The organism is Pseudomonas sp. McL0111, assembly GCF_052567255.1.
Genome location: NZ_CP199585.1, coordinates 4,766,219 through 4,789,962, shown reverse-complemented (window position 1 = coordinate 4,789,962; position 23,744 = coordinate 4,766,219). Strand labels below are relative to the sequence as shown.

General features: G+C 59.6%; 23 protein-coding genes. 9 read left to right on the top strand and 14 right to left on the bottom strand.

The annotated features are described in order from the left end of the window. Positions 1-31: 31 nt before the first annotated feature. The 3 genes from ACTWLJ_RS21825 to ACTWLJ_RS21815 all read right to left on the bottom strand — a co-directional run bounded on the left by ACTWLJ_RS21825 (position 32) and on the right by ACTWLJ_RS21815 (position 2,455). The gene (locus ACTWLJ_RS21825; RefSeq protein WP_445178397.1) at positions 32-298 is read right to left on the bottom strand and encodes a FecR/PupR family sigma factor regulator; all 267 of its coding nucleotides are present in this window, start codon (positions 296-298) and stop codon (positions 32-34) included. A 77-nt stretch (positions 299-375) separates the two neighbouring features. After that, positions 376-1,785, bottom strand: a complete 1,410-nt coding sequence (locus tag ACTWLJ_RS21820) for a sensor histidine kinase (protein ID WP_445178396.1) — start codon at positions 1,783-1,785, stop codon at positions 376-378. Next, positions 1,763-2,455 (bottom strand): response regulator transcription factor, encoded by a 693-nt coding sequence (locus ACTWLJ_RS21815; protein WP_401208316.1) that lies wholly within the window; start codon positions 2,453-2,455, stop codon positions 1,763-1,765. The genes ACTWLJ_RS21820 and ACTWLJ_RS21815 overlap by 23 nt, the downstream gene beginning before the upstream one ends. A 117-nt stretch (positions 2,456-2,572) precedes the next feature. On the opposite strand from ACTWLJ_RS21815, the gene ACTWLJ_RS21810 reads away from it, so the two are divergent. Next, positions 2,573-3,265: a response regulator transcription factor gene (locus tag ACTWLJ_RS21810; protein ID WP_445178395.1), complete on the top strand. Its 693-nt coding sequence runs from the start codon at positions 2,573-2,575 to the stop codon at positions 3,263-3,265. Here ACTWLJ_RS21810 and ACTWLJ_RS21805 read toward each other — a convergent pair. The 4 genes from ACTWLJ_RS21805 to ACTWLJ_RS21790 all read right to left on the bottom strand — a co-directional run bounded on the left by ACTWLJ_RS21805 (position 3,262) and on the right by ACTWLJ_RS21790 (position 6,570). Next, positions 3,262-4,632, bottom strand: coding sequence for an ATP-binding protein (locus ACTWLJ_RS21805; protein ID WP_445178394.1), 1,371 nt, complete (start codon positions 4,630-4,632; stop codon positions 3,262-3,264). The two genes, ACTWLJ_RS21810 and ACTWLJ_RS21805, sit on opposite strands and share 4 nt — an antisense overlap. After that, entirely contained in the window at positions 4,608-5,273 is a 666-nt protein-coding gene (locus ACTWLJ_RS21800; RefSeq protein ID WP_445178393.1) for a response regulator, read from the bottom strand. The genes ACTWLJ_RS21805 and ACTWLJ_RS21800 overlap by 25 nt, the downstream gene beginning before the upstream one ends. 67 nt (positions 5,274-5,340) lie before the next feature. Then, a complete protein-coding gene (locus ACTWLJ_RS21795) occupies positions 5,341-5,775 on the bottom strand; it encodes a hypothetical protein (RefSeq protein ID WP_401208303.1) in 435 nt (144 codons plus the stop codon). Positions 5,776-5,805: 30 nt separating this feature from the next. Then, on the bottom strand, positions 5,806-6,570 hold the full coding sequence (locus tag ACTWLJ_RS21790) for a COG4705 family protein (RefSeq protein ID WP_445178392.1): 765 nt from the start codon (positions 6,568-6,570) through the stop codon (positions 5,806-5,808). A gap of 211 nt (positions 6,571-6,781) precedes the next feature. On the opposite strand from ACTWLJ_RS21790, the gene ACTWLJ_RS21785 reads away from it, so the two are divergent. The 3 genes from ACTWLJ_RS21785 to ACTWLJ_RS21775 are packed head-to-tail and all read left to right on the top strand — an operon-like array spanning position 6,782 to position 12,437. Further along, on the top strand, positions 6,782-8,200 hold the full coding sequence (locus ACTWLJ_RS21785) for an efflux transporter outer membrane subunit (RefSeq protein ID WP_445178391.1): 1,419 nt from the start codon (positions 6,782-6,784) through the stop codon (positions 8,198-8,200). Further along, entirely contained in the window at positions 8,197-9,363 is a 1,167-nt protein-coding gene (locus tag ACTWLJ_RS21780) for an efflux RND transporter periplasmic adaptor subunit (RefSeq protein ID WP_445178390.1), read from the top strand. The genes ACTWLJ_RS21785 and ACTWLJ_RS21780 overlap by 4 nt, the downstream gene beginning before the upstream one ends. Beyond that, positions 9,360-12,437 (top strand): efflux RND transporter permease subunit, encoded by a 3,078-nt coding sequence (locus tag ACTWLJ_RS21775; RefSeq protein WP_445178389.1) that lies wholly within the window; start codon positions 9,360-9,362, stop codon positions 12,435-12,437. Before ACTWLJ_RS21780 ends, ACTWLJ_RS21775 begins: the two co-directional genes overlap by 4 nt. Positions 12,438-12,450: 13 nt before the next feature. On the opposite strand, the gene ACTWLJ_RS21770 is transcribed toward ACTWLJ_RS21775, so the two are convergent. The 4 genes from ACTWLJ_RS21770 to ACTWLJ_RS21755 form a co-directional block, all read right to left on the bottom strand. Beyond that, positions 12,451-13,659, bottom strand: a complete 1,209-nt coding sequence (locus ACTWLJ_RS21770; RefSeq protein WP_445178388.1) for an MFS transporter — start codon at positions 13,657-13,659, stop codon at positions 12,451-12,453. Positions 13,660-13,798: 139 nt separating this feature from the next. Continuing rightward, positions 13,799-14,248 carry a MarR family winged helix-turn-helix transcriptional regulator gene (locus ACTWLJ_RS21765; RefSeq protein WP_445178387.1) on the bottom strand — a complete coding sequence of 150 codons (450 nt, stop codon included), beginning with the start codon at positions 14,246-14,248 and terminating at the stop codon, positions 13,799-13,801. 106 nt (positions 14,249-14,354) lie between these two features. Continuing rightward, positions 14,355-15,023 carry a DUF3313 domain-containing protein gene (locus ACTWLJ_RS21760; RefSeq protein WP_445178386.1) on the bottom strand — a complete coding sequence of 223 codons (669 nt, stop codon included), beginning with the start codon at positions 15,021-15,023 and terminating at the stop codon, positions 14,355-14,357. 39 nt (positions 15,024-15,062) lie between these two features. Further along, positions 15,063-15,374, bottom strand: a complete 312-nt coding sequence (locus tag ACTWLJ_RS21755; protein WP_445178385.1) for a hypothetical protein — start codon at positions 15,372-15,374, stop codon at positions 15,063-15,065. Positions 15,375-15,540: 166 nt separating this feature from the next. Here ACTWLJ_RS21755 and ACTWLJ_RS21750 point away from each other — a divergent pair, with 166 nt between their 5' ends. Then, positions 15,541-16,248 carry a response regulator gene (locus ACTWLJ_RS21750; RefSeq protein WP_445178384.1) on the top strand — a complete coding sequence of 236 codons (708 nt, stop codon included), beginning with the start codon at positions 15,541-15,543 and terminating at the stop codon, positions 16,246-16,248. Beyond that, the gene (locus ACTWLJ_RS21745) at positions 16,248-17,579 is read left to right on the top strand and encodes an ATP-binding protein (RefSeq protein ID WP_445178383.1); all 1,332 of its coding nucleotides are present in this window, start codon (positions 16,248-16,250) and stop codon (positions 17,577-17,579) included. Before ACTWLJ_RS21750 ends, ACTWLJ_RS21745 begins: the two co-directional genes overlap by 1 nt. Before the next feature lie 55 nt (positions 17,580-17,634). Here the strand turns inward: ACTWLJ_RS21745 and ACTWLJ_RS21740 are convergent, their stop codons facing one another. Then, positions 17,635-18,759 (bottom strand): alkene reductase, encoded by a 1,125-nt coding sequence (locus tag ACTWLJ_RS21740; RefSeq protein WP_445178382.1) that lies wholly within the window; start codon positions 18,757-18,759, stop codon positions 17,635-17,637. 126 nt (positions 18,760-18,885) lie between these two features. Next, positions 18,886-19,563 carry a type 1 glutamine amidotransferase domain-containing protein gene (locus tag ACTWLJ_RS21735; RefSeq protein WP_445178381.1) on the bottom strand — a complete coding sequence of 226 codons (678 nt, stop codon included), beginning with the start codon at positions 19,561-19,563 and terminating at the stop codon, positions 18,886-18,888. Between the two features lie 202 nt (positions 19,564-19,765). On the opposite strand from ACTWLJ_RS21735, the gene ACTWLJ_RS21730 reads away from it, so the two are divergent. The 3 genes from ACTWLJ_RS21730 (at position 19,766) to ACTWLJ_RS21720 (ending at position 22,321) form a co-directional block, all read left to right on the top strand. Then, positions 19,766-20,365 (top strand): TetR/AcrR family transcriptional regulator, encoded by a 600-nt coding sequence (locus ACTWLJ_RS21730; protein WP_445178380.1) that lies wholly within the window; start codon positions 19,766-19,768, stop codon positions 20,363-20,365. 54 nt (positions 20,366-20,419) lie between these two features. Further along, positions 20,420-21,604, top strand: a complete 1,185-nt coding sequence (locus tag ACTWLJ_RS21725) for a DUF2252 domain-containing protein (protein WP_401208268.1) — start codon at positions 20,420-20,422, stop codon at positions 21,602-21,604. Positions 21,605-21,703: 99 nt separating this feature from the next. After that, complete coding sequence (locus ACTWLJ_RS21720) at positions 21,704-22,321, top strand: dTMP kinase (protein WP_445178379.1); 618 nt, start codon at positions 21,704-21,706, stop codon at positions 22,319-22,321. A gap of 86 nt (positions 22,322-22,407) precedes the next feature. On the opposite strand, the gene ACTWLJ_RS21715 is transcribed toward ACTWLJ_RS21720, so the two are convergent. Further along, positions 22,408-23,706, bottom strand: coding sequence for a carbohydrate porin (locus ACTWLJ_RS21715; protein ID WP_445178378.1), 1,299 nt, complete (start codon positions 23,704-23,706; stop codon positions 22,408-22,410). Positions 23,707-23,744: the final 38 nt, after the last annotated feature.

Genomic DNA, 23,744 nt, shown 5'->3' with positions numbered 1-23,744 from the left:
GAGCGCGGCAACGCGGATTTCAACGTTCGCGTTACATTTTGCGCATACCGTCACGACGCGCTGATGGCTCGGTCAGAAGCTTTTTCGATGTGCCTGGATTGGCAGGCAATTGATCACTGAGATCCCAGATCTCAAGCATCTTGGCGTATTCGAACGCGTGACGCGGGTCGAGCTGAATCCACTCCTGAAAAGCCAGGCGCTCTTCGCTCGTGCAGGTTTCTTCCTGCAAACGCATGCACCAGAGGGCGGCTTGATTGAGAATTTCGTCTTCGATCTCGCCAGGGCTTTGAGGATTCATTGACGGCTACCTGTAGGGCTGGGGTACGCCACCCTACGAATCTGATTGGAAAAAAAACGTCAAAAAAGCAGCAATTTTTACAATTGGTTTTGAACGCCGGGATTTAAAAGAAGCGCGCTTGTTGCCGAAGGCTTTTTGCCGAGTAAATCGATTTGGCAGCCCGGTGCCGCATCGCTGACCGCCAATTGCATATCGTGCAAGCGGGCGACAGCCGAAACCATGCTCAGCCCCAGGCCATTACCCGGTGTATGGCGACTCGATTCGGCGCGGTACAGGCGACGCAACACCGCTTCGCGTTCTGCCGGTGCAATCCCCGGGCCGTTGTCCGAGACGCGAATGCCGACTGCCGAATGCTCAGCGATCACGGTCAGGCGCACCTGACTCTGGTCGGGGCAAAACTTGATGGCGTTATCCAGCAAGTTGCAAATTGCATCGAACATTAGTTGGGCGTCACCGGCAATGATCGCTGGCGTCTGGCTCTCAGCAAGCGTCAGCTGGATACCGCGCTCTTCGGCCAATGGCTCGTAGAGTTCGGCGGCGTCGGCGCAGATCAGGTTCAGGTCGAGCGGCGCAAAATGACTGCGACGGGCGCTGTTTTCAATTTCCGAGATGCGCAGCAAGGCCTTGAACGTCAGCAGCAGGGCTTTGGCTTCGGTTAATGCCGCGTTGATGCTGCCGGCGTATTGCTCTTCATCGAGCCCGCGCCGTTGTGCGCGCTCAAGCCCGGCAATCAACCGGGTCAGCGGCGTGCGCAAATCGTGGGCGATGTCATCGCAAACACCCTTGACCTCACTCATCAGGCGCTCGAGTTCATCGAGCATGCCGTTGACCACGGATGCGAGACGGTCGATATCGTCATTGGTGCCCTGAATCGGCAGGCGCCCGGTCAAATCGCCCTCGATGATGCCTTTGATCGAGCGACTGACCTTGTCCAGGCGCCGATGAGCCGAATAACCGAGGGCCACCGCACCAAACAATCCAACCACCAATAACAGAATGCCGCCGGAAATCAGCGCATTGATCAGCAGTTCGTCGAACTCGCGAATGTCATGGATATCCTGCGCCACCAGCAGAATCTTGCCGTCGGCCTGACGATGGACGATGAATCGTATCGTGCGGTGATGACCGTTGGCTTTGAGCCAGCGAAACTCCTGCGGCTTGTCGAAGGCAGAGTAGGGCGGCAACTGATGAATCGCCCCGGCAATGAACTTGCCGTCCGCGTCGAACAGACTGTGCGGCAAGCGTGCCTCGGCATCCTGCACGGCATGCTTGCGGATCTCCAGCAGTTGCAAGTCGGGGGCCTGGGCGCTGCGGTTTTCCACCTGACGATAGAGCGCTGTGTCGGCCTCGGTTTTCAGGTAGAACGCAGTCTGCCAATAGATATAGCCGAACAGCGCGAGGAACGAGCAACCGAACAGTGCGAGAAACAGCAAACCGGTGCGAAAGCTGATGGTGCGCGGTATTTCACTCAGGTGAACGGAGAACATAACCGGCTCCACGAATGGTATGAATCATCGGCGGTTCGCCTTCACCGTCGATCTTGCGCCGCAAGCGGCTCATATGGACTTCGATGACATTGGTGCGCTCGTCGTAGCTGTAATTCCACACGGCTTCGAAGAGCATGGTGCGGGTGACCACTTGGCCGGCGTTGCGGATCAAGTGCTCAAGCAAAGCGTATTCACGGGGCACCAGATCGATGATTCGCTCGCCGCGTCGCACGGTTCGGCTCAGCAGATCGACCTCAAGACTGGCCAGCCGCAGACGTGTCTCCTGGACTTGCGAGGGCGGTTCGGTGCGGCGCCGGTTCAAGGCATCCAGACGCGCAGTCAACTCGATGAACTCGAATGGCTTGGTCAAGTAATCGTCGCCACCGGCTCGCAAGCCACGCACCCGTTCATCCAAAGCGCTCAGAGCGCTGAGAATCAGCACCGGAGTGCTGACGCTGGCTGCCCGCAACGCGGTCAATACGCCCAGTCCGTCAAGGCCACCGGGTAACATGCGATCGAGCACGATCAGGTCGAACGGTTCGCTCAAAGCCTTCAGCAGGCCCTCGCGACCATTATGGACGCAGCTCACCGTGAAACCGTGGTCACACAAGGCTGCTTCGATTTCACGGCAAGTCGGCAAGTCGTCTTCGACGACCAGAACATGGGTCATGGCAGTTGAACCGCTCACATTGTCAGGCAGAGGTGGCATAGTGTGGCAAACCCCGGGGGCGCGTCACGTTCCCGTCAGTTAAATAAAAGTTCAGGTTCGATTCATGGAGACGGTTACTTGCGCATTCTAGTGGTTGAAGACGATGCCCAAACTGCCGGATACCTGTTGCGCGGGCTGACTGAAAGCGGGCATGTCGTCGATATCGCCAGCGATGGCAACACCGGCCTGGGCATGGCCCTTGAACAAATTCACGATGCCCTGATTGTCGATCGTCGCTTGCCCGGCCTCGACGGCATTGGCCTGGTCAAAGCCGTGCGTGCGCAACAACTGCGAGTGCCAATCCTGATGCTCAGCGCGCAAGCGTCCACCGAGCAAAAGGTCGAAGGCCTGCAAGCCGGTTGCGACGATTACCTGGCCAAACCTTACGCGTTCGCCGAAGTGCTGGCACGACTCGAAGGCTTGCTGCGCGGTCGCGATCAACCCAGCGGCCCGGTGCGCCAAGTGGAAGTCGGCGAGCTGAAACTCGACTGCGCAACCCGTACTGCCACGCGCGCTGGCCGGGTCATCGCCCTCCAGCATCGCGAAGCGCTGCTGCTGGAAAAGCTTATGCGCCATAGCGGTCAGGTGGTCACCCGCGACATGTTGCTCGACAGTGCCTGGAACTACGCCTTCGATCCCAATGACAACGTCATCGACAAACACATCCATCGTCTGCGGCGCAAACTCGACGAGGGTTTTGCACATTCGCTGATCAAAACCGTACCGGGTGCCGGTTACAGCTTTCAGGTGACACCGGTCGAGGAACGCTAGTCATCAGTGCCGAGCTTCAGTGATACCGAGACGCATAGACCGCTGTTTTGCGTTTCATCGCTGTACGCCAGGTCAATCCGCGCACCGTTGCGCTCGGCTATCGCCTGAACAATCGACAAGCCAAGCCCGGAGCCGGCTTCATCAGTCCCAAGGCTACGGTAAAACGGATCAAACACCCGCTCGCGTTCTTGCGGGGCGATTCCCGGGCCGGTGTCCTTGATTTGCAGCAACGCGGCGCCATTCACGACGCTCACCGAAAGATCGACCCGGCCACCGGGCGGGGTATAACGAATGGCGTTATCCACCAGATTCTTCACCAGCGTGTGCAGCTCGGATTCACTGATGCGCACCTGCGCGTCGGTCTCGCCTTCAACTCCGATGTCGATCTGCTTGAATTCGGCCAGCGGCAGTAGGTCTTCCAGCACCTGCCGATAGACCTGATGCACCGAAACCGTCAAAACCTGCACCGGCAACGCCACACGATTGTCGGCTTGCGCCTTGGCCAGATTGAGCAGTTGATCGACCAGATTCCTGCCGCGCTCGATGCCTCGGCGTAGCGGCAGCAAACGCTCATGGGCCTGCGCCGACATGTCGGCGGCGGCCAGACGTTCGGCCTGCAGTGACAACGCGGTCAACGGTGAGCGCAGTTCGTGGGCCGCATCGGCGACAAAGCGGCGTTGGGTTTCCAGGGTGTTCGCCACGCGTGCGAGCAAGCGGTTGATCGCGACAACAAATGGCCGGACCTCGGTCGGCAAATGGCTTTCATCGATAGGGTGCAGTTCCTGTTCGGCACGCTGATCGATTTCCGCCGAGAGTGTCGCGATGGGCCGAAACAGCTTGCGCACCAGATCACCAACCACCAACAGCAGCACCGGAAACAACACCAGAAACGGCAACAGACTGCGCCAGGCACTTTCCCGCGCATCGGCATCCCTGGCGCCGGTTTCCTGGGCGACGGCGATGCGCTCGCCATGGGCGGTGGTTCTGACCAGAACGCGAAACGCTTCGCCACCGACATTGACCGTGGACAAACCATCGGCCAGCGTCGTCGGGAAGGGCAGCGGGATCGCGTCATCATCAACTCCGGAAGCATTGCTGCCATCGGCCAGATACTGAATGATCAGCCGCGACTCCTCATCGTCGCCGAGCGTGTTTTTGCCTTCGGGATACTTCAGCGTCATGTGTTGCCGATCAAACAGCACTGCCACCTGACGCAAACTTTCATCCTGCATTTCGTGGGCTTCGTCGAACGCAGAAACGAAGGCAAAGACTCCTGCCAGCAGCGCGACGATCAGGATTGCCAGCGACAGGGTGACGGAGAGCCTGAGTTGTACCGATTCCCTCAAGCGCTTTTTGAAACCATCCATCCCACACCCCTGACGTTTTTGATCACCTGACTGCCGAGTTTGCGTCGCAGTGCGTGGATTAAAAATTCCACCGCGTTGCTTTCCACTTCATTACCCCAGCCATAGAGGCGGTCTTCGAGATCGCTGCGCGAGAGAATTGCCCCCGGGCGAATCAACAGCGCCTGCAACAAAGCAAATTCACGGCTGGAAAGCAGCACGCCCGGGTTCTCCGCCGTCGAGGCTTCTTTCGAAACCAGATCCAGCGACACCACGCCGTTTTCCAGAACCGAGAGCGCGCTGCCACCCTTGCGCCGCAGAACCGCGCGCATACGTGCCAGCAACTCGGCAATATCGAAGGGTTTGAGCAGGTAATCGTCGGCGCCGCCGTCGAGCCCGCGCAGACGATCATCAAGGCTGTCGCGCGCGGTGATGATCAACAGCGGGACCGGGTTGTTATTGGCGCGAATCCGGCTCAGCACTTGCAGACCGTCCTTGCCGGGCAGTCCCAGATCGAGCAGCACCAGATCGTAATGTTGCGTTTCCAGCGCCGCCAGTGCCGTGAGGCCGTCCTTTACCCAGTCAGCGGCATAGCTCGCGTCATTCAGGGCACCGTGAATCGCATCGCCAATCATCGGGTCGTCTTCGACCAGCAATATCCGCATGTCCACTCCAGAAAAAAAGGCGCGAAGGTCATGACCCTCGCGCCTGTATTGAAGCATCTGTGCTCGGTTACTGCTTCCCTTTCATCGAGTCGAAGGCCTGCAGCAATTCATTCATGGCCGACTTGCAGTCGCTCTGTTGCGGGCTGCCGGCACGCAAGGCACTGAGTGCGTGGTCGATGGCTTTGTCCAGAACATGCCAGTCGCTCGCGGCGCGGGGCTTGATTCCGGCTTCGGCCGAATCCCACGAGGTTTCCAGATCCTTGATTCGCGTTTTGGCGGCCGGCAGGTCGTTTTTATCGACCAGACCGGCGACGTCGGCGGCAATGTTGCGGAACTCCGACAAGTCGCCCAGTTTCGAGCCCGCACCTTGGGTCATTGCCGCTGGCGAGGTGGCGTCGGTCTTGGTTTTGTCGGCTGGTTTCGAGCAACCGGTGGCGACGCTCAGCAAGGCAATGGCGGACATGATGCAAACGTGACGAACGAAGTTTTTAATCGGGCGCATAAAGAGTCCTTGAGGGTTTGTTAAATGAATTTACTGAGTGATGGATTTGCGCTGGCCGACGCTGATCTGTGCGACGCCTACCAGAATCACGATGACGGTCAGAAATAACGCGCTGGTCCAGGTGGCGCCCATGCCGAGGCCGCCATAGGTCTTGGCCTGGGTCAGCAAGTCGCCGAGGGATGCGCCGAACGGACGGGTGAGGATGTAGGCGATCCAGAAGGTCAGCACCACGTTGCCGCCCAGACGCCAGGCGACCAGAGTGGCGGCGATCAGTGCACCGAAAATCACCGCACCGACGGTAAAGCCCAGGCCCAGCGCTTCGGTCGCCAGGTCGCCGGCGGCGGTGCCAAGCGCAAAGGTGCAGAGAACAGTTGCCCAGTAAAACAATTCGCGCCGTGGCGTAACGATTTCGCGAATCGACAGGGAACGCTCGGTTCGGTACCAGACTAGAAAGTTGATCACCAGTAACACCGAAAACACTGCGGTGCTGGTGTAGAGGCTGACGTCGAGCATGTCGGTCAGAATGTCGGTGATCTGCGTGCCGACGATGCTCACCAGCACCACGGTCAGCCAGTAGATCCAAGGGGTGTAGGCTTTCGTGCGCATCTGGCAAAACAGCGCGATGGCCAGCAGCGCAGCCATGCCGATGCTGGTCCAGCCAGCGCCGAAACCGGCATCGACCGCAAGAAAGTCCGCTCCGGTTTCACCGACGGTCGTCGACATGATCTTGATCACCCAGAATGACAACGTCACTTCGGGTACTTTGTTGAGCCATCCGGCTGTGCTGGAATTCATCTGTGGGGCCTCTCCTGAGCAGTGCATTGAGTGCATGGGAGAGAGGCTACGGCGCGAAACTTAGCTGAGACTGAGGGGACGCAAATTCTCTGGCTCAGGCGCATTTAAATAAAAGTTTATCTGCCGGCGAACGCTCTGGCAGGCGGCCCTCGCTATCTTCGACGCATTCGTGGAGCAATCCACTGCGGCTCTAGCGGGGGATAGCGTGCCCATGTCGGTTTCAACCTTGGCGATGCGCAGTATGCGCGTCGCGTGTCACTCACCTGTTTCATTGATGCTGCTCGGGGCTTTACTGCTCGGCGGCTGCTCGATGGTGCCCGAGTATCAGCAACCGCCGTTGCCGCTGGCCCGGCAATGGAACGACGCGGCCAACAGCCAAGCGGCGGCGGGAGGGCAGTGGTGGACTGAATTTCACAGCGCGGAACTGAATGCATTGATTGCGCGTGGCCTGGCCTCCAACTACAGCCTTAAAGCGGCGGTCAGCCGAATAGACGAGGCACGAGCCTCCGCGCAAGTGGCGGGCGCGGGGCAATACCCGGCGCTGAATCTGGGCGGTAACTTTCAGCGCCAGAACAATTACGGCACCACACCAAAGCGCAGTGTGTTTGCCGAGGCCACTTATGAAGTGGATTTCTGGGGCAAACAACGGGCCGCTACGGATTCCGCCGACGCCTTGGCCAAGGCCACGGTTTTTGATGCCAGTACCCTGCGCATGAGTCTGGGGGCGAGCATCGCCGACAGTTACTTTCAGGTGTTGTCGCTGGAAGATCGCTTGCGCCTGGCTCAGTCGATTGCCAACGATGCACGACAAGTCCTCGCCCTGGTCGAAGTTCAGGCCAGTCAGGGCGCGGTGTCGAATCTGGAAGTTGCCCAGCAGCGCAATGCCATGCAGACCTTCGAGGCTGCGATGCCGCCGCTGCGTCAGCAACGGGATCTGGCGTTGTATCAATTGGCGGTACTGGTCGGTGCGCCGCCTGAAGGTTTTCATCTGCAAGGCAACGGGCTGAACGCCCTGCAAGTTCCGCAACCGGCGACCGGACTGCCGATCGGGTTGTTGCGCCAGCGCCCGGACATTCAGGCCGCCGAGGCGCGGCTGATGTCGGCGAACTTCGATGTCGGGGTGGCTCGCGCCGCGTTCCTGCCCAATCTGTCGCTGGACTTGCTCGGCGGGATCGACACGATTGCCGGCGGGCAAATCTGGAGCGCTATCGGCACGCTCAGTCAGCCGCTATTCGCTGGCGGCCAGCTCAAGGGGCAACTGCACTTTGATCAGGCCCACGTCCAGGAGCTGACCGCCAGTTACCGCGAGTCAATCGTCGAGGCCTTGCAAGACGTAGAAACTCAGCTCAGCGCTGCCCGCGAACTCGACAAAAGCTACGCACTGAATCAGGCCGCCGTCGACTCGGCGCGGGAAGCGGCGCGTTTGGCGCAAGTGCGTTATCGCCTGGGCTCCACGGATTTCCAGACGCTGCTGATCGTTGAGCGCACTCAATACCAGGCAGAAGACACCTTGCTGCAAGTACGCCTGCAACACCTGCAAGCCGCCGTCGGCCTGTTCCGCGCACTGGGTGGAGACTTTGCGCCGAACACCCTCGCTTCCCAATCTCCTGCCCAGGTGGCTCACCCATGAATGTCCCGTACTCACGTCGTCGCGTTGTTTTCTGGAGCCTCGCCGCCATTTCGCTGGCCGTGGCCTTCAGCGGGTTTCAATGGATCAGACATGCCCAGGCCGCCCCGGTGAAAACCGATCCCGGCGCGGTGCCGGTGCAAATGGCGCAAGTCAGCGTCGAGGACTTGCCGATCTGGATCAGTGCCATCGGCAATGTGCAGGCGCTCAATAGCGTGAATGTGCGGGTGAGGGTGGATGGCGAACTGCAAAAAGTGTTGTTCAGCGAAGGGCAAGCGGTGACGGCCGGCAGCCTGCTCGCGGTGATCGATCCTCGGGTCTATCAGGCTCAAGTCGCTCAGGCTCAGGCTTTGGTGGCCAAGGATCAGGCGCAACTGGCGAACTTGCGGGTCAATCTGGATCGCGCCAGCAAACTGGCAGCCGCCAAGGCCGGGCCAACACAGGATGTCGACACTTTCCGGGCGCAACTGGCTGCCCAACAAGCCACTGTGCAGGCCGATCAAGCAGCGCTGGACAACGCGCGCCTGCAATTGGAGTTCACTCAGGTCAAGGCACCGTTGACCGGACGCACCGGGCAGCGCCTGCTGGATGTCGGCTCGATTGCCCATGGCGCCGAGGCCACCGGTCTGGTGACGATTACCCAGATGAACCCGATCTCCGTGGCGTTTGCCGTGTCGCAGGATGATCTTGCAGAAATCCTCGAAGAAAACGCCAAAGGCGCGTTGCAGGTGGTCGCCATGACCCGCGATGGCCGTCAGGAAATCGCCCGGGGGCAACTGAGTTTCATCGACAGCCAGGTCACGGCGGCCAGCGGCCAGATTCAGCTCAAGGCGCAGTTTGATAACGCTGCGGCAAAACTCTGGCCGGGCGAACTGGTCAGTGCGCGCTTGCTGGTGCAAACCCGACGCAATGTCGCAGTGGTGCCCGCCGATGCGGTGCAACTCGGACGGCAGGGCAATTTTGTTTACGTGGTCGGTGCCGATCAGCGCGTGCAACCGCGTCTGGTGGACGCTGCTGCCGTGGTCGGCGGCAAACAATGGATTCGTCAGGGCCTGGCGGCAGGTGAGACGGTTGTGGTGCAAGGCCAGTCGCGGATTGCTCCGGGGCTGAAAGTCATGCCAGTCAAAGCCGACACAACCAGTGATCTGGCGGAGGCGAGCCGATGAATGCCCTGACCGGATTGATTCAACGCCGTGTGGGCCTGTGCCTGTTGGCGCTTGGGGTCATGTTGCTGGGTGCTTTTGCGTATTTTCAACTGCCGGTGGCGCCGCTGCCGACGGTGGATTTTCCGACGATTCAGGTCACCGCGAAACTGTCCGGCGCCAGCGCCGAGACCATGGCGTCCTCGGTGGCAACACCTCTGGAACGCGCCTTTGCCGCCGTGCCGCAAGTAACCTCGATGACTTCATCGAGTGCCGCCGGCAAGACTCAGGTGGTGCTGCAATTCGACTTGTCCCGAGACATCGATGGCGCAGCGCAGGACGTGCAGACCGCGATCAACACCGCTACGCCTAACCTGCCGAAAACCATGTCCAGCGCGCCGACCTTCAACAAGGTCAACCCCGCAGAAGGTACCGTGCTTTCGCTGGCCGTCACCTCGCCAACCCGCACCTTGCCGGAACTCGACCGTTACGCCGACAACTACATTGCCCAGCGCCTGTCGCAAATGCCCGGCGTGGGTCTGGTGGATTTTCATGGCGAACAGAAACCCGCAGTGCGCGTACAGATCGATCCCGATGCATTGGCCGCGCGCGGTCTGACCCTGGAAGATGTGCGCAGTGTGATTGGCGTCAGCACGCTGGATCAGCCCAAGGGCAGTCTCGATGGGCAAAGTCGTTCAATCACTCTGGGTGCAACCGATCAACTGCTAGATCCGCAGCACTATCGCGATCAGGTCATCGCCTACAAAAACGGGATGCCGATCAAGCTGGGCGATCTCGGCCGGGTCATCGCCGGCGCCGAGGACACTCAGCAAGCCGCGCAGTTGGGTGCCGAACCGACGGTGATCGTCGACATTCACAAGCAACCGGGTTTCAACCTGTTGTCGACCATCGCCACGATCAAGGCCAAATTGCCCGAACTGACGGCCTCGTTACCCCGGGACGTGCAGGTCCAAGTGGTGGGGGATCGCACCCAGACCATCGAAGCCTCGGTCAATGACATGCAGTTCACTTTGCTGCTGTCGATTGCCCTGGTGGTCGTGGTGATCTTCGTCTTTCTGCGCAAAGCCACGGCGACGCTGATTCCCAGCCTGACCATTCCGCTGTCGCTGGTGGCCACGTTCGGCGTGATGTACCTGTTGGGCTACAGCCTCGACAACCTGTCGATCATGGGGCTGGCGATTGCCGTCGGGTTTGTCGTCGACGATGCAATTGTGGTGATGGAGAACATTGTCCGCCATCTGGAGATGGGCAAAACGCGCCTGCAATCGGCGGTTGATGGCTTGCGCGAAGTGGCGTTTACCATCGTTTCGATGACGGTTTCGCTGATTGCGGTGTTTCTGCCGATTCTGCTGATGTCCGGGATTGTCGGGCGTCTGATGCGCGAGTTCGCGGTGACTGTCAGCGTTGCGATCATCATGTCCTGCATCGTTTCCCTGACCATCACCCCGATGCTCTGCGCCTGGTTGCTCAAACCCCATGCCGAGAGTGAGGACGGACGTTTTGCCCGAGCCTGTGAACGTGTATTCGACGGTTTGCACAACGGTTATCGCCGCAGTCTGGACTGGGTGCTGGATCACCAGCGCATAACGCTGGCGGTGGCCATCGCCACGCTCGCGGCGACGGCGGTGTTGTATGTCGCTATACCCAAGGGTTTCTTTCCGCAGCAAGACAACGGCTTGATTCAGGGCGTGGCCGAAGCGGCGGCGGACATTTCGCCGATCGCCATGCGTGCGCAGGTCAACCGCGCTGCCGAAGTCATCGGCCAGGACCCGGCGGTGGCCCGCGTGTATTTCTGGATCGGCCCGAACCCGACGGTCAGCCAAGGCAAGGTGATGATCAATCTCAAGCCGTTCAGCGAACGCACGGTCAGCGCCGGTGAAGTCATCCGCCGCCTGCAACCGGCGCTGGATGCGTTGTCCGGGATCAAGGTTTACATGCAGGCCAACCAGGACATCCAGATCGGCGGCCGGGCCAGCAAGACCCAATACCAATACACCCTGCAGGATCCGGACAGCGCCGAACTGGACCACTGGAGCGGACTGCTGCTGGCCAAACTCAAAACGTTGCCGCAACTGCAACATGTAACTTCCGATCAGCAACAGGCGATCGCGCAATCGACGCTGGTCATCGACCGGCCTACCGCTGCGCGACTCGGGGTGACGGTGCAGGCAATCGACGATGTTCTATACGACGCTTTCGGTCAGCGGCAGATCGCGACGATGTTCACTCAGCTCGATCAGAACCATGTGATCCTCGAACTGGACCCGCACTGGCAAACATCCACGGCCACACTGGAGCACCTGTTTGTGCGCGCCAGTAGCGGCGGGCTGGTGCCTTTGAGCCTGTTGGCCAGTGTCAAGGCCGAGCAAGTGCCGATCATCATCAACCATCAGGGGGTGTTTCCGGCCATTACCCTGTCGTTCGACCTCGCCCCCGGGCAAGCCTTGGGTGACGCAGTCAATGCGATCAACCAGGCATCGCTGGCCATCGCGCTGCCCGATACCGTGACGGGCAGCTTTCAGGGTACCGCGCAGGCATTTCAGGATTCTCTGAAGTCGCAACCGTGGCTGATTCTGGCGGCGATTCTCACGGTCTACATCGTGCTCGGCGTGCTCTACGAAAATGCCATTCACCCGCTGACAATCATTTCCACGCTGCCATCCGCCGGATTCGGCGCACTGCTGGCGCTGATGCTGTGCGGGCAGGATCTTTCGGTATTGGGGATGATCGGCATCATTCTGCTGATCGGCATCGTCAAGAAAAACGCGATCATGATCGTCGACTTCACTTTGCAGGCCCAACAGCGCGGGTTGTCACCGCGTGACGCGGTCAGGGAGGGCTGTCTGTTGCGCCTGCGACCGATTCTGATGACCTCGCTGGCCGCACTGCTCGGGGCCGTACCGCTGGCGTTCGGTCATGGTGCGGGGTCTGAACTGCGGCAACCGCTGGGTATCTCGATAGTTGGTGGGCTCGCGGTGTCGCAGATCCTGACGCTGTACACCACGCCGGTTGTCTACCTGTGGTTTGAACGTCGACGTCGTAAAGTGCAGCCAGCCAGCCAAGAGATTGCGGTTTGAATGGGCAGAGGATCTATTTCGGTCGATCCAGGCGCTTGCGCATCGTGTAGATCGCCACGCCGGCAGCCAGAATCCCCGATGCCGCGCCGACAGCGAGTGCCCAGCGCGGCCCCAGATTGTCGGCGACCCAACCGACAATGGGCGCACCAATCGGCGTGCCGCCAAGCGCCACGCCGACGCGCAGCGCAACCACTCGCCCGCGCATCGCCGGCTCGGTGCTGAGTTGCATCAGGCTGTTGGTGGTGTTGCTGAAGGTGAGAGCGCCGACGCCGATGATCACCAGCGCTGCGGCGAACAGCCAATAGTTCGGCGCAACGGCGGCCAGTGTGCAGCCGAGTCCGAACACCGCTGCACCGATCAACAATGACTTGAACTGCGGCCGTTCGCGACGGGCGGCGAGCAGTGCACCGGCAACGGTGCCGATGGCCAGCGTCGATGACAGTAAGCCGTAACCACGCGCATCGGTATGAAAGGCACCGACGGCCATGGTCGAGATGAATATCGGGAAGTTCATCCCGAAGGTGCCGATCAGGAACAGCATCAGCAGAATCGCTTTCAGATCAGGCCGGCCCCACACGTAACGCAGGCCTTCGGTAAGGCTGCCTTTGGTTCGCAGCGCCCGCAGATTGGCATGCAGCCCCGAGACGCGTAGCAGAAACAACGAAGCCAGCACCGCGAAAAAACTCGCGCCATTGATCAAAAATGCCCAGCCAGTGCCCACCGAAGCGATGGTCAGGCCGGCCACGGCTGGGCCGATCATCCGCGCGGCGTTGAACGAGGTCGAGTTGAGTGCGATGGCGTTCGACAGGTCTTTTTCACCCACCAGTTCCGCGACGAACACTTGCCGCACCGGCGCATCGAACGCCGAGGCGCAACCGGACAAAAAGGCAAACAGGTAAACGTGCCAGAGCTGCACGATCCCGGTCAGGGTCAGCAACCCCAACGCCAGAGCCAGCGCGCCCATCAAGCCTTGGGTGATCATCAAAAGTTTGCGCTGGTTGTAGTGATCGGCAGCGAAACCGGTCCATAGCAACAGCAGAAGTTGCGGGCCGAATTGCAGCGCCATGACGATCCCGACTGCCGAGGCGTTGTGCGCGGTGAGGTGGGTCAGCACCAACCAGTCCTGAGCGGTGCGTTGCATCCACGTGCCGATATTCGACACCAGCGCACCGGCGGCCCAGATACGATAATTGACGCTGCGCAGCGAGCGGAACATAGCCATGCCGCTTACGACGACTGCGGTGTGTTGCCACCGTGAAACTGGCCAGAATGGCGTGCGTTCAACAGGCTCATGATGAGCGCAGTGTCTGGATCAAGTGAAGTAAGGGCCATGCGATTGCCTCAAACAGGTTTGGAATGACTCAGAAATCGGCGAGGCGCTCCAGCAGTTTGACTGCCGCAGCGAGCTGGTCTTGCTCTTGAGGGGAGAGTTGTTCTTGCAGGGCACGTAACAGCCAGTCGTCTTTCGCTGCCCGGCTGGCGTTGAGGTGTTTGCGGAAATCCGGTGTCAGCTCAATCAGGGTTTGCCGTCCATCGCCGGGATCAGGTTTGCCGCTGACGGCCTGCATCGCCTCCAGCCCGGCGACGGTGACGCGCATTGACTGTGGACGAACGCTTTCCGCCCGGGCCAGAGCAGAAACAGTGCAGGGGCCGTCACGATCCAGACGCAGCAACACTGATTTCTGCGCGGAGGTGAAGTCGTTCGGATGGGTTTGCTCTCGCAGCCTGCGGATCAGCTTGCCCAGCGAGATACGCAACTCGGCAGCCAGGGCGGCTGATTGGGTTGCGGAGTTGATCGAGGATTTGGTCATGCGCCGACGATAGCATCAGCGCAGAAAAACTGTACAGTCTGGCTGTATTGTTTTTGATGATCGAAACGCTCAAGTGGATTGAGCTTTTCTACCGGTTTGAGCCGGGTCAGCGGTGAACCGCGACATAGGATTCACGCAAATCACTGGCCCAGCCATCGAGCACAGCCTTGACGTTGTCGGCGGTCATCACCTGCTTATCGTTGTCCAGCGCTACACCGGTGCCGCTGCGGAGCACTTCGGCAACGACGTCGCCGGTCGTACCGTCTTCCAACGATATTTCGGTGGTGATTTCACTGTCCTGATCGCGGATACCGGTGGCGGTGCTTATGCCGGCCGCGACCAGCGTGATCGGCAGCCACTCATAAAAACGCAGGCCCTGGGTGCTGGTGGCGACCCGGGTAATCGCCGGTCTCACCGTCAGCGTATCCGGCCCGGGTTTTGCTGCCAGTTGCACGATTTTCCCCAGCTCAAAGCGCAACGCCTCGTCGTAGTAGCCGGTCACGCTGGTGAGCGTGCTTTGCGGAATCCGCTCAGTGGGCGTCGGGGCCGGGTAGAACTGGCTGGGCGCAAGATAGATCTGCTTGTATCGGCCCCGTGCCAGTGCCGGGCTGAACCAGCTCAATGCGGTTTGTCCGGATTCGGTCTGTTGCTCTTTGAGGACGCTGTAGTCACGCAGAAAACCGCTTTGCGTTTCAGGCTCGATTTTTTTGCTGCTGCATCCAGACATACTCAGGCTGGCGGTGCACAGCAGGGTCATTAAGCAATGGCTTCTCATCAATACCAGGTTCCTTGTTTTACTGGACGGTCGGCGCTTTCAGGCGCGGGCAGATTGTGGCGGGGTTTCTTGCGAAGACTCGATGCGCAACTGGCCATGGCTCATGATCCAGTGGATGAGGTCGGCGGTCGGAATGGAGTGGACGTATTCCACCCAGCGAGAACCGGACGGGCTGTAACGCTCGTAGTAGCGGCGCAAAACGATCTGGCTCTGATCGTCGCTCAACCCCAGGCATGCTTCCTGGAACAGGATCGGCGTATCGTGTTCGGGTGCCGTGGTGCGCTGGCTGAGAATCAGCGGACGCTGGGTGGCGTTGCCCTTGGCGATGTACCTGCAGTTCAAAACCTTCATGAGTGCCCCCTCGAATGGAATGCGTGCAGGGTGCCCGAGGGGTTTTGCCGGACGATGTCCGGTTGATGTCTACGACGTAGAAATGTTGCTCGATTGAAATATATGACCCGCAGGCCAGAATGGTTTTAGAGTCGCTGCTTTTTTGCCCGCCAAGGAAACCGTAAACGTGAGCAGACTGCTGATCGTCGACGACGATGTGGAAATTCTGTCCCTGCTGAAGAAGTTCTTCGTCCAGCATGCCTATGACGTCGAGGTGGCTGCGGATGGCGAGGCGATGTGGGCGTCAATTGCCCGGCAACGTCCGGACACGATCATTCTCGATCTGATGCTGCCCGGTGAAGGCGGCCTCAGCCTGTGCCAGAAAGTGCGGGCACAGATGTCGATACCGATCATCATGCTCACGGCCATGGGCGAACTCAGTGATCGAATCGTCGGTCTTGAGCTGGGCGCCGACGACTATCTGACCAAACCCTTCGCCCCACGGGAGTTGCTCGCACGGTTGCGTGCGGTGCAGCGTCGTGCAGGCGATCAGCCGAGCCAGGCCAGCGAGCCCTCGCGGCCGGTGATCGGCTTCGCCGGTTGGCATCTGGATATCACTTGCCGTGAACTGCGCTCGCCGGAGAACGTGATGATTCCGCTGTCCGGTGGCGAGTTCGATTTGCTGGTGGTGTTTCTCGACCATCCACAGCGCATCCTCACGCGAGAACAACTGATCGACCTCACTCACGGCCAGGGCCACGAAGCGTTCGACCGCAGCATCGATGTGCAAGTCAGCCGCCTGCGCCGCAAGATCGAACCGGACAGCAAACGCCCGGACCTGATTCGCACCGTGCGCAATGGCGGCTATATGTTCACCGCCAAGGTCAGCCGCTGATGATCCGCCGATTCCTGCGCCGCGATACGCTGAGCCGACGTATTGCTCTGACCATCGTTGCGGCCATGCTCGCATCACTGGCGCTCAATGCCGTGTTCGTTCAGGTCGCGGGCATTTGGGCGCGGCCGCCGATTGAGCGCACGGGTTTGCTCGAGCAGATTGCCGCGACCGCCCGGGTGATCGAAGCCGCCCCCGCGAGTTTGCGACCACAACTGGCGAGCGCGGCCAGCAGCCCGATGCTCGACGTTTTGTGGAAAGCACAACGAGCCGAATTTGAATTGCCCGGCGATGGCAGTCAGATTCAGGCGGGCAGGGTGCCGGTGCTGCAACAATTGTTGGGCGATGAACGCAAGATCGAAGGCTTCAGCCCCGGCGATTGGCCGGCTGGCAGCCCTCGGGCGCACTATGTTGCGATGGTGCAACTGGTCGATGGCAGTTGGTTGTCGTTCACCCCGCCGGCACGCAGTTGGGGTCTGGAAATTGGCACGCGGATCGCGGTGGTTATTTTCCTCGGGCTGATCGCAACGCTGCTGGTTGCCTGGATCGCCACGCACCAACTGGCGAATCCGTTGCAGCGTTTCGCCAATGCTGCGCGGCGTTTCGGCGGCGATCTGCGCGCACCTCCGATCAAAATCGAAGGCCCGGAGGAGATACGCCAGGCGATCATCGCTTTCAACGTCATGCAGGCGCAGATCCAGCATTTCATTGGTGAGCGCACGCACATGCTGGCGGCGATCTCCCACGACCTGCGCGCACCGCTGACCCGGATGCGTTTGCGCAGCGAGTTCATGGAGGATCTGGATCATCAGCAGAAACTGATTCGCGACATTGAAGAAATGCAGTCGATGATCAACTCGGCGCTGACGTTTTTCCGCGAAGACACCCAGCGCGAGCAGCCGACCGCGTTTGATCTGTCGGAGTTGCTGCAAACCATCATCGATGACTACCGCGACCAGAATATCGATATCGACTTCAACGGCCCGGCGCATCTGGTGTATGTCGGCCGGCCATTGGGCATCAAGCGTGTGGTGGTGAATCTGCTGGAAAACGCGGAGAAGTATGCGCAGCGTCCACGCATTGACCTGATGGTTGGCGAGGACCAGATTTGCATTGAGGTCAGCGACGATGGGCCGGGGATCCCCGAAGATGCGCTGGAGCGGGTATTCGATCCGTTCTTCCGTCTGGAAGGCTCGCGCAATCGTGACACTGGCGGCGTTGGACTGGGGTTGTCGTCGGCGCGGGCGATTGTGCGCGAGCAGGGCGGGGAACTGACGTTGAGCAACCGCAAAGGGGCAGGGTTGGTGGCACGGGTCGAGTTGCCGGGGCGTTAGTCGCGCGGTGCACTGGCAGGGTGATTAACCGCTGTCAGTGCACGCGCTTTACAGGTTATTCGCCGTGGAACGGGTAATCGACATAGCCTTCGCCGGTGCCGCCATAGACGGTGGCCGGGTTGAGCGAATTCAACGGCCAGTCGTTGGCGATTCGCGCCGGCAGATCCGGGTTGGCCATGAATGGGCGTCCGAAGGCAACGAAATCTGCCAGACCTGAATCGAGCAACTTTGCACCTGATGCGGCGTTGTAGCGCCCGGCGTAGATGATCGCGCCGCTGAAAGTGTTGCGCACCGCACGACGGAAGTCTTCCGGCATCGCTGGCGCATCGTCCCAATCCGCTTCGGCAATCGACAAGTAGGCGATGCCGACGTCTTCGAGCACTTTGATCGCTTCGATGTAAGTGGTGTGCGGATCTTCCTCGACCATGCCCAGATAGGTCCGCGCTTCATCGGTGGTGGTAAATAGCGGCGCGAAACGCACTCCGACTTTTTCCTTGCCGATGCACTCGGCCACACCCGACACCACTTCACGCAAAAAGCGCAGACGATTGTGCAGCGAGCCGCCGTATTGGTCGTCGCGTTGATTGCTGTGAGCGGAGATGAACTGGTTGACCAGATAGCCGTTGGCGCAGTGCAGTTCGATGCCGTCGAAGCCTGCTTCCATCGCATTGCGTGCAGCTTGAATGTAGAGCTGAACCAGTTCCTGGACTTCATCGCTGCTCAGCGCGCGCGGAGCGGATGGCGTCACCAGTTCACCGGCACCCGGTGTGGTTTCGATGAACACGCTGACGCGGTCAGTGGCAATCGCGGAGGCTGACACCGGAGCGCCGCCGTTCGGCTGCAACGCAGTGTGCGACACCCGACCCACGTGCCAGAGCTGGGCGAAAATCACGCCTTGTTTGGCATGCACCGCTTCAGTGACTTTGCGCCATCCGGCGATTTGCTCGGGCGTGTGAATACCGGGGGTCCAGGCATAACCTTGGCCACGGGGTTCGATTTGCGTGCCTTCGGTAACGATCAGACCCGCACCGGCGCGTTGCTGGTAATACTCGGCCATCAGTTCATTGGCGATGTTGCCCGGTTGCGTGCTGCGCTGGCGGGTGAGCGGTGGCAGGACGATACGGTTTTTCAGGGTGTGGTGACCCAGTGTGGCTGACTTGAAGAAACTGCTGTTGGTCATGGGAATGCCTTTTTGCGTAAATCTCGCGACTAATTAGACCAGTCGACTATTAACCGGGCGAAAAATAAAGAACACCGTGCAAGACACTCACGGTGTTCGGATTTGTAGCCAAGGGAGAGGGGTGAATCAGCCGAGCATTTTCAGCAGTTTTTCGGCGACTGCGGCGGAGCTGGCAGGGTTCTGGCCGGTGACCAGTTGCCCGTCGACCACCACATGAACCTGCCAGTCGCCGACTTTCGAATAGAACGCGCCAAGGCGTTGGAATTCGTCTTCAATCAGGAATGGCACCACATCAGTCAGACCGACCGCAGCCTCTTCGGCATTGGTGAAACCGGTGACTTGGCGATGCTGAATCAGCGGCTTGCCGTCAGCAGCCAGGACGTGGCGCAACACACCTGGTGCATGGCAGACAAAACCATGCGGTTTGCTGGCGCGGTCGAACGCTTCGATCAGGGCAATCGACTGCTTGTCTTCGGCCAGATCCCACAGCGGGCCGTGGCCACCTGGATAAAACACGGCATCGAAATCATCCGCGCTGACGTCACTCAAAAGACCGGTGTTGGCCAGTAACTTCTGCGCGGCCGGGTCATTACGGAAGCGATCGGTCTCGGCGGTTTGCGCACCGGGCTCATCACTTTTTGGATCAAGCGGTGGCTGACCACCGGCCGGCGATACCAGCGTGACGTCAGCGCCGGCGTCCTTGAAGGCGTAGTAGGGCGCAGCGAATTCTTCGAGCCAGAAACCGGTTTTCTTGCCGGTGTCACCGAGTTGATCGTGTGAAGTCAGAACCATCAAGATTTTCATAGAGCACCCTGGATTTGGTCAGGTGTCATGGATGGGCGATGGATTCGCACATCGTCGGCACCGGGGGAAAGGTTGACGGGACACAGCATAGTTATCAATTAGACCAGTCGTCTAGTAATTTTTTAACCTTGGTTTTTTCGAGGGCTGCTGTGGCAAACTCTCAGTCCTCCGAAATATACGACTGGTCTAGTACTTGCGCCCCATGAAACCGACCTACGACGATACCCGCCAACATTTGCTCGATACCGGCCACCGGATGATGGCCGAAAAGGGCTTCACCAGCGTTGGCCTGAACGAAATCCTGCAAACCGCTGGCGTGCCGAAAGGCTCGTTCTATCACTACTTCAAATCCAAAGAAGCCTACGGCCAAGCCTTGCTCGAGGATTACTTCGTCGGTTATCTCGCCGACATGGAACGACGTCTGACGCTACCGGGGCTGAGCGCCTATGAGCGCCTGATGGATTACTGGCAGGGCTGGCAAAACCGCTGCACCCTTGAGGGCCACGGCGACGAGTGTCTGGTGGTGAAATTGAGCGCCGAGGTTGCCGATCTGTCGGAGTCGATGCGCCTGACATTGCGTGATGGTGCAGAGCAAGTGGTGTCACGCATTGCCGTATGTATCGAGCAGGGCCTGAACGACAAGACCTTGCCTGAAGTCGATGCGCGGCAAATGGCCGAAACCCTTTACCAACTCTGGTTGGGCGCGAGTTTGCTGAACAAGTTGCAGCGCACGGGGCAATCGCTGGAAACATCGATGGCGATGACCAGGCAATTACTGGGCAGCACCTCTGTAATACTTTGAAACATTTGAGCGTGGCGAGGGGTCAACAGCTCACATTCCCGATAAGAAGCTTCCATGAAAACCCCTCGGCCATCCGCACGTCTTGAACCGCTCTCGCAACTTCGCAATCTGAAAATGGCCCGATCCGCCCACGCCTATGTACGCGGCAGCACGGTGCAGTTTTATGAATGGCTGCACAGCCAGCCCGGGCGTAGCCTGCCAAAGGGGCCGGCGGTGTGGATCTGTGGCGATTGCCACGCCGGGAATCTCGGGCCGACGGGCGATTTGAAAGGGCGGATCGATATTCATATTCGGGATCTTGATCAAACCGTCATCGGCAATCCTGCGCACGATCTGGTACGGCTGGCGCTGTCGCTCGCCACGGCGGCCCGGGGCTCTGATTTACCCGGCGTTGCCACCGCCCGAATGCTTGAGGAGATGATGCGCGGCTACGAGCAAGCGTTTGAAGGCGATCTTGACGAAGAGCCGTCCCGACCGGCCCAAGTCAAGGCCGGCATGCGCAGTGCGGTGCGCCGCACCTGGAAGCATTTGGCTGAGGAGCGCATCGAGAACACCAAACCGACCATTCCGCTGGGTAAACAATTCTGGGCGCTGTCGCGCGATGAGCGCGCAGCATTGAAGACGCTTTGCGCCACGCCGGAAATCCATACGCTGGTGACTTCGTTGAAGGGCCGGTCAAAAGACGATCGAGTGAAAATGCTTGATTCGGCGTATTGGGTCAAAGGCTGCAGTTCGCTTGGATTACAGCGTTATGCCGTGCTACTGGGCGTGGGTGATGGCGACGATCAGGAATATTGCCTGCTCGATATCAAGGAAGCCGTGGGCGCCGCCGCACCGCGCGCAGCCAGAGCCGCGATGCCCAGGGACAACGGTAAACGGGTGGTGGAGGGAGCGCGTTTTCTGTCACCGGGCCTGGGCAACCGGATGATTGCGACCCGAATGCTCGATCACGGTTTTTTTGTTCGCGAGTTGCTGCCGCAAGACATGAAACTTGAACTGGATCAGTTGAGCCAGCGCGACGCGATGCTGGCGGCCGGATACCTGGCGCGGGTTGTCGGGCACGCCCATGCGCGGCAGATGGATTTGTCCACGCGAGCAGAATGGATTGGCGAACTGCAAACGCGCCGGTCGAAGACACTCGATGCACCGTCATGGCTTTGGACAAGTGTCGTGCAGTTGGTCGGTAATCATGAGCGAGGCTATCTGGAGCACTGTCGCCGGTATGCGTTGCAGCACTGAGCCGAGCGGCTCGGTAAATCAGGTTAAAGTGTCTATCAATGGCTGTTCATTCGAGTGAAGGAACAGGCGCAAAACCATCTATCTATCATTAAGTGAAGAATGAATCGTCCGCTGTTTGTTTCACTGGATGGGCCCAAGGGAACCGGCAAAACCACGCTGTTGGAAGCCGTCACCAAAGCACTAAGGGCCGACAACAAAAAGGTGATTCGCCTTTGCGAGAAAAAAAGCGATCCCTTCAGGGGTGAAACCATGGCCCTGGTCAACAAACTTGCGAGAAATCCTGATCGGGATCTTGAGCTGGAGGTTTGTGGGCGCTTTGCTGATAGCCGCACCTGGATTTCCGAACATGTGCTGACCAGACAGCCATCCGACAGCATCATCCTCATCGATCGCTGGTATCCCTCTGAAGCCGCGTTTCGCCGGTTAGTACCGTTTGCAGAAATCCTGCAGTTGAACCTTGATCGAAACGTGCGGGTGCCAGATCTGCATGTCGGGGTGGTCACCGATCCCGAGATTTCGTGGGCCAGGGCAGCGGCACGCCAGCGCGGGCTGAGCAGCACGGTGATCCATCAACTGGAAGAACACGTCGCTTGTACCCAGGCGTTCGAACGAGCGGTTGCCGATCACGGCTGGGTTTTATGCCGTAACGAAGGTACGGTCGAAGACGCAACGATGCACGTGGTTGCCGAGATTTATCGCGTCCTTGAATGCCCTTAGGCGAAATTGGACCCGTTACTCGACATGACCCACCCGCTCTAAAAAATGAACCGGGCAGGTCATGCTGATACTGACTTTCGTCAGCGTCAGAGCGATGCTTTTACTTGCAATCCCACCACCAACGCATTGTCGATGTCCTGCCCGGAAAACGCACCCGGTTCGATGATGTATTGCAGGTTCGGCCGCAAGGTCAGCCAAGGCGTGGCTTGATAGCCGTAGCCGAGTTCGATCAATTGTTCGGCGCTGTCCAGATTGGAAAGCGGTGTGCCATTGGCCAGCGCCGCATCTTGCTGCACATCGCGACTACGTGGGTTAGGCACGGCGCGGCCGTAGCCCAACGCAAGGGTGTCACGCGGGCGACCTTCGAACGGTTTATACAAAACCACGCCCGTGCCGTACCACTTGGTGAATGGCGAAGCCGCCTCACTGGCAGCCGAGTATTGACCGAAGGCGTGCAGGCTGCGGCCCTCGGAAGTCGCAGAGCTCCAGACGGCCTGATCGATCAGCAGATAATGGCCGCCGCGACCGGACACGTCTTTGTCGCTGCCAATGCGTTTCACGTCGGAGCTGTCGTAGTAGTAACCGAGCTTGTATTCACCCGGCAGGGTGCCCGCGTGCTTGTACACCAACTCGATTGGCACCACGGTACCGGTCGTGTGTTTGGGGTCCAGGTGCCAGGCGCGGCTGGAATTACCGTTGCTTTCCGGATCAACGTTGAACGCGGCCACGCGCAATTGCCAGGCTGACGACAGGTCGTATTTCACCCGCACACCCAGACGTGCGTTGGGGTAGTTGGTCCAGCCGCTGCCGCCGGACATGTTCAGCGGATGCCCGCAGAAACCGGCGTTCATGAAGTTGCAGAGGATGCCGCTGTCGAGGCCGCCAAGGTCGTTGCCCATGGCCATGTAACCGAGTTTGACGTTGAGCGCCGGGGTGAACAGCGTGCGCTCGTAACTCAGTTCGGTCAGGCGGGTGTAGAGACCACCGTAGTTTTCCTGAATCGGCAGACGGTTGCCGACCAGATCGTCGGAGGCGCTATTGCCGCGACGGTCGTTGATCGTCAGCTGGATCTTGCCTGCGTTGTCTACGCCATACAGTTTGCTCAGGTCGAATTGCGCACCGAGCTTGATGTTTTGCGAGTAACGGGCCGAACGGTGCAAGCCGCCGTCGGCGTTGTAGGCGGTTTCACCGCTGTAGTCACCGGTGAACTTGATGCCGTCATCATCAAGTTGGTGGCGCAGTCCGCCCCAATCGCCGGTCAGGGTGTTGCGGGTGAACAGGTTCGAATCGGTGTCGGCGAGGGCGGGCAGGGCAGTGCTGCAAGTGAGACCGAACAGCACACCGGTGATCACGCCGGAGTGAGAAATGCGAACAGCCAATGACATGTGAATCTTCCTGCTGAAATCTTGAGCGAGACACAGAA

Excerpts from the sequence above, each read along its gene's own strand:
- ACTWLJ_RS21770 (WP_445178388.1), bottom strand. The coding sequence starts at position 13,659 with ATGGCTATGTTCCGCTCGCTGCGCAGCGTCAATTATCGTATCTGGGCC.
- ACTWLJ_RS21760 (WP_445178386.1), bottom strand. The coding sequence starts at position 15,023 with ATGAGAAGCCATTGCTTAATGACCCTGCTGTGCACCGCCAGCCTGAGT.
- ACTWLJ_RS21790 (WP_445178392.1), bottom strand. The coding sequence starts at position 6,570 with ATGAATTCCAGCACAGCCGGATGGCTCAACAAAGTACCCGAAGTGACG.
- ACTWLJ_RS21785 (WP_445178391.1), top strand. The coding sequence starts at position 6,782 with ATGTCGGTTTCAACCTTGGCGATGCGCAGTATGCGCGTCGCGTGTCAC.
- ACTWLJ_RS21730 (WP_445178380.1), top strand. The coding sequence starts at position 19,766 with ATGAAACCGACCTACGACGATACCCGCCAACATTTGCTCGATACCGGC.
- ACTWLJ_RS21805 (WP_445178394.1), bottom strand. The coding sequence starts at position 4,632 with ATGGATGGTTTCAAAAAGCGCTTGAGGGAATCGGTACAACTCAGGCTC.
- ACTWLJ_RS21715 (WP_445178378.1), bottom strand. The coding sequence starts at position 23,706 with ATGTCATTGGCTGTTCGCATTTCTCACTCCGGCGTGATCACCGGTGTG.
- ACTWLJ_RS21720 (WP_445178379.1), top strand. The coding sequence starts at position 21,704 with ATGAATCGTCCGCTGTTTGTTTCACTGGATGGGCCCAAGGGAACCGGC.
- ACTWLJ_RS21815 (WP_401208316.1), bottom strand. The coding sequence starts at position 2,455 with ATGACCCATGTTCTGGTCGTCGAAGACGACTTGCCGACTTGCCGTGAA.
- ACTWLJ_RS21745 (WP_445178383.1), top strand. The coding sequence starts at position 16,248 with ATGATCCGCCGATTCCTGCGCCGCGATACGCTGAGCCGACGTATTGCT.
- ACTWLJ_RS21755 (WP_445178385.1), bottom strand. The coding sequence starts at position 15,374 with ATGAAGGTTTTGAACTGCAGGTACATCGCCAAGGGCAACGCCACCCAG.
- ACTWLJ_RS21740 (WP_445178382.1), bottom strand. The coding sequence starts at position 18,759 with ATGACCAACAGCAGTTTCTTCAAGTCAGCCACACTGGGTCACCACACC.
- ACTWLJ_RS21725 (WP_401208268.1), top strand. The coding sequence starts at position 20,420 with ATGAAAACCCCTCGGCCATCCGCACGTCTTGAACCGCTCTCGCAACTT.
- ACTWLJ_RS21820 (WP_445178396.1), bottom strand. The coding sequence starts at position 1,785 with ATGTTCTCCGTTCACCTGAGTGAAATACCGCGCACCATCAGCTTTCGC.
- ACTWLJ_RS21775 (WP_445178389.1), top strand. The coding sequence starts at position 9,360 with ATGAATGCCCTGACCGGATTGATTCAACGCCGTGTGGGCCTGTGCCTG.
- ACTWLJ_RS21735 (WP_445178381.1), bottom strand. The coding sequence starts at position 19,563 with ATGAAAATCTTGATGGTTCTGACTTCACACGATCAACTCGGTGACACC.
- ACTWLJ_RS21800 (WP_445178393.1), bottom strand. The coding sequence starts at position 5,273 with ATGCGGATATTGCTGGTCGAAGACGACCCGATGATTGGCGATGCGATT.
- ACTWLJ_RS21780 (WP_445178390.1), top strand. The coding sequence starts at position 8,197 with ATGAATGTCCCGTACTCACGTCGTCGCGTTGTTTTCTGGAGCCTCGCC.
- ACTWLJ_RS21825 (WP_445178397.1), bottom strand. The coding sequence starts at position 298 with ATGAATCCTCAAAGCCCTGGCGAGATCGAAGACGAAATTCTCAATCAA.
- ACTWLJ_RS21795 (WP_401208303.1), bottom strand. The coding sequence starts at position 5,775 with ATGCGCCCGATTAAAAACTTCGTTCGTCACGTTTGCATCATGTCCGCC.
- ACTWLJ_RS21765 (WP_445178387.1), bottom strand. The coding sequence starts at position 14,248 with ATGACCAAATCCTCGATCAACTCCGCAACCCAATCAGCCGCCCTGGCT.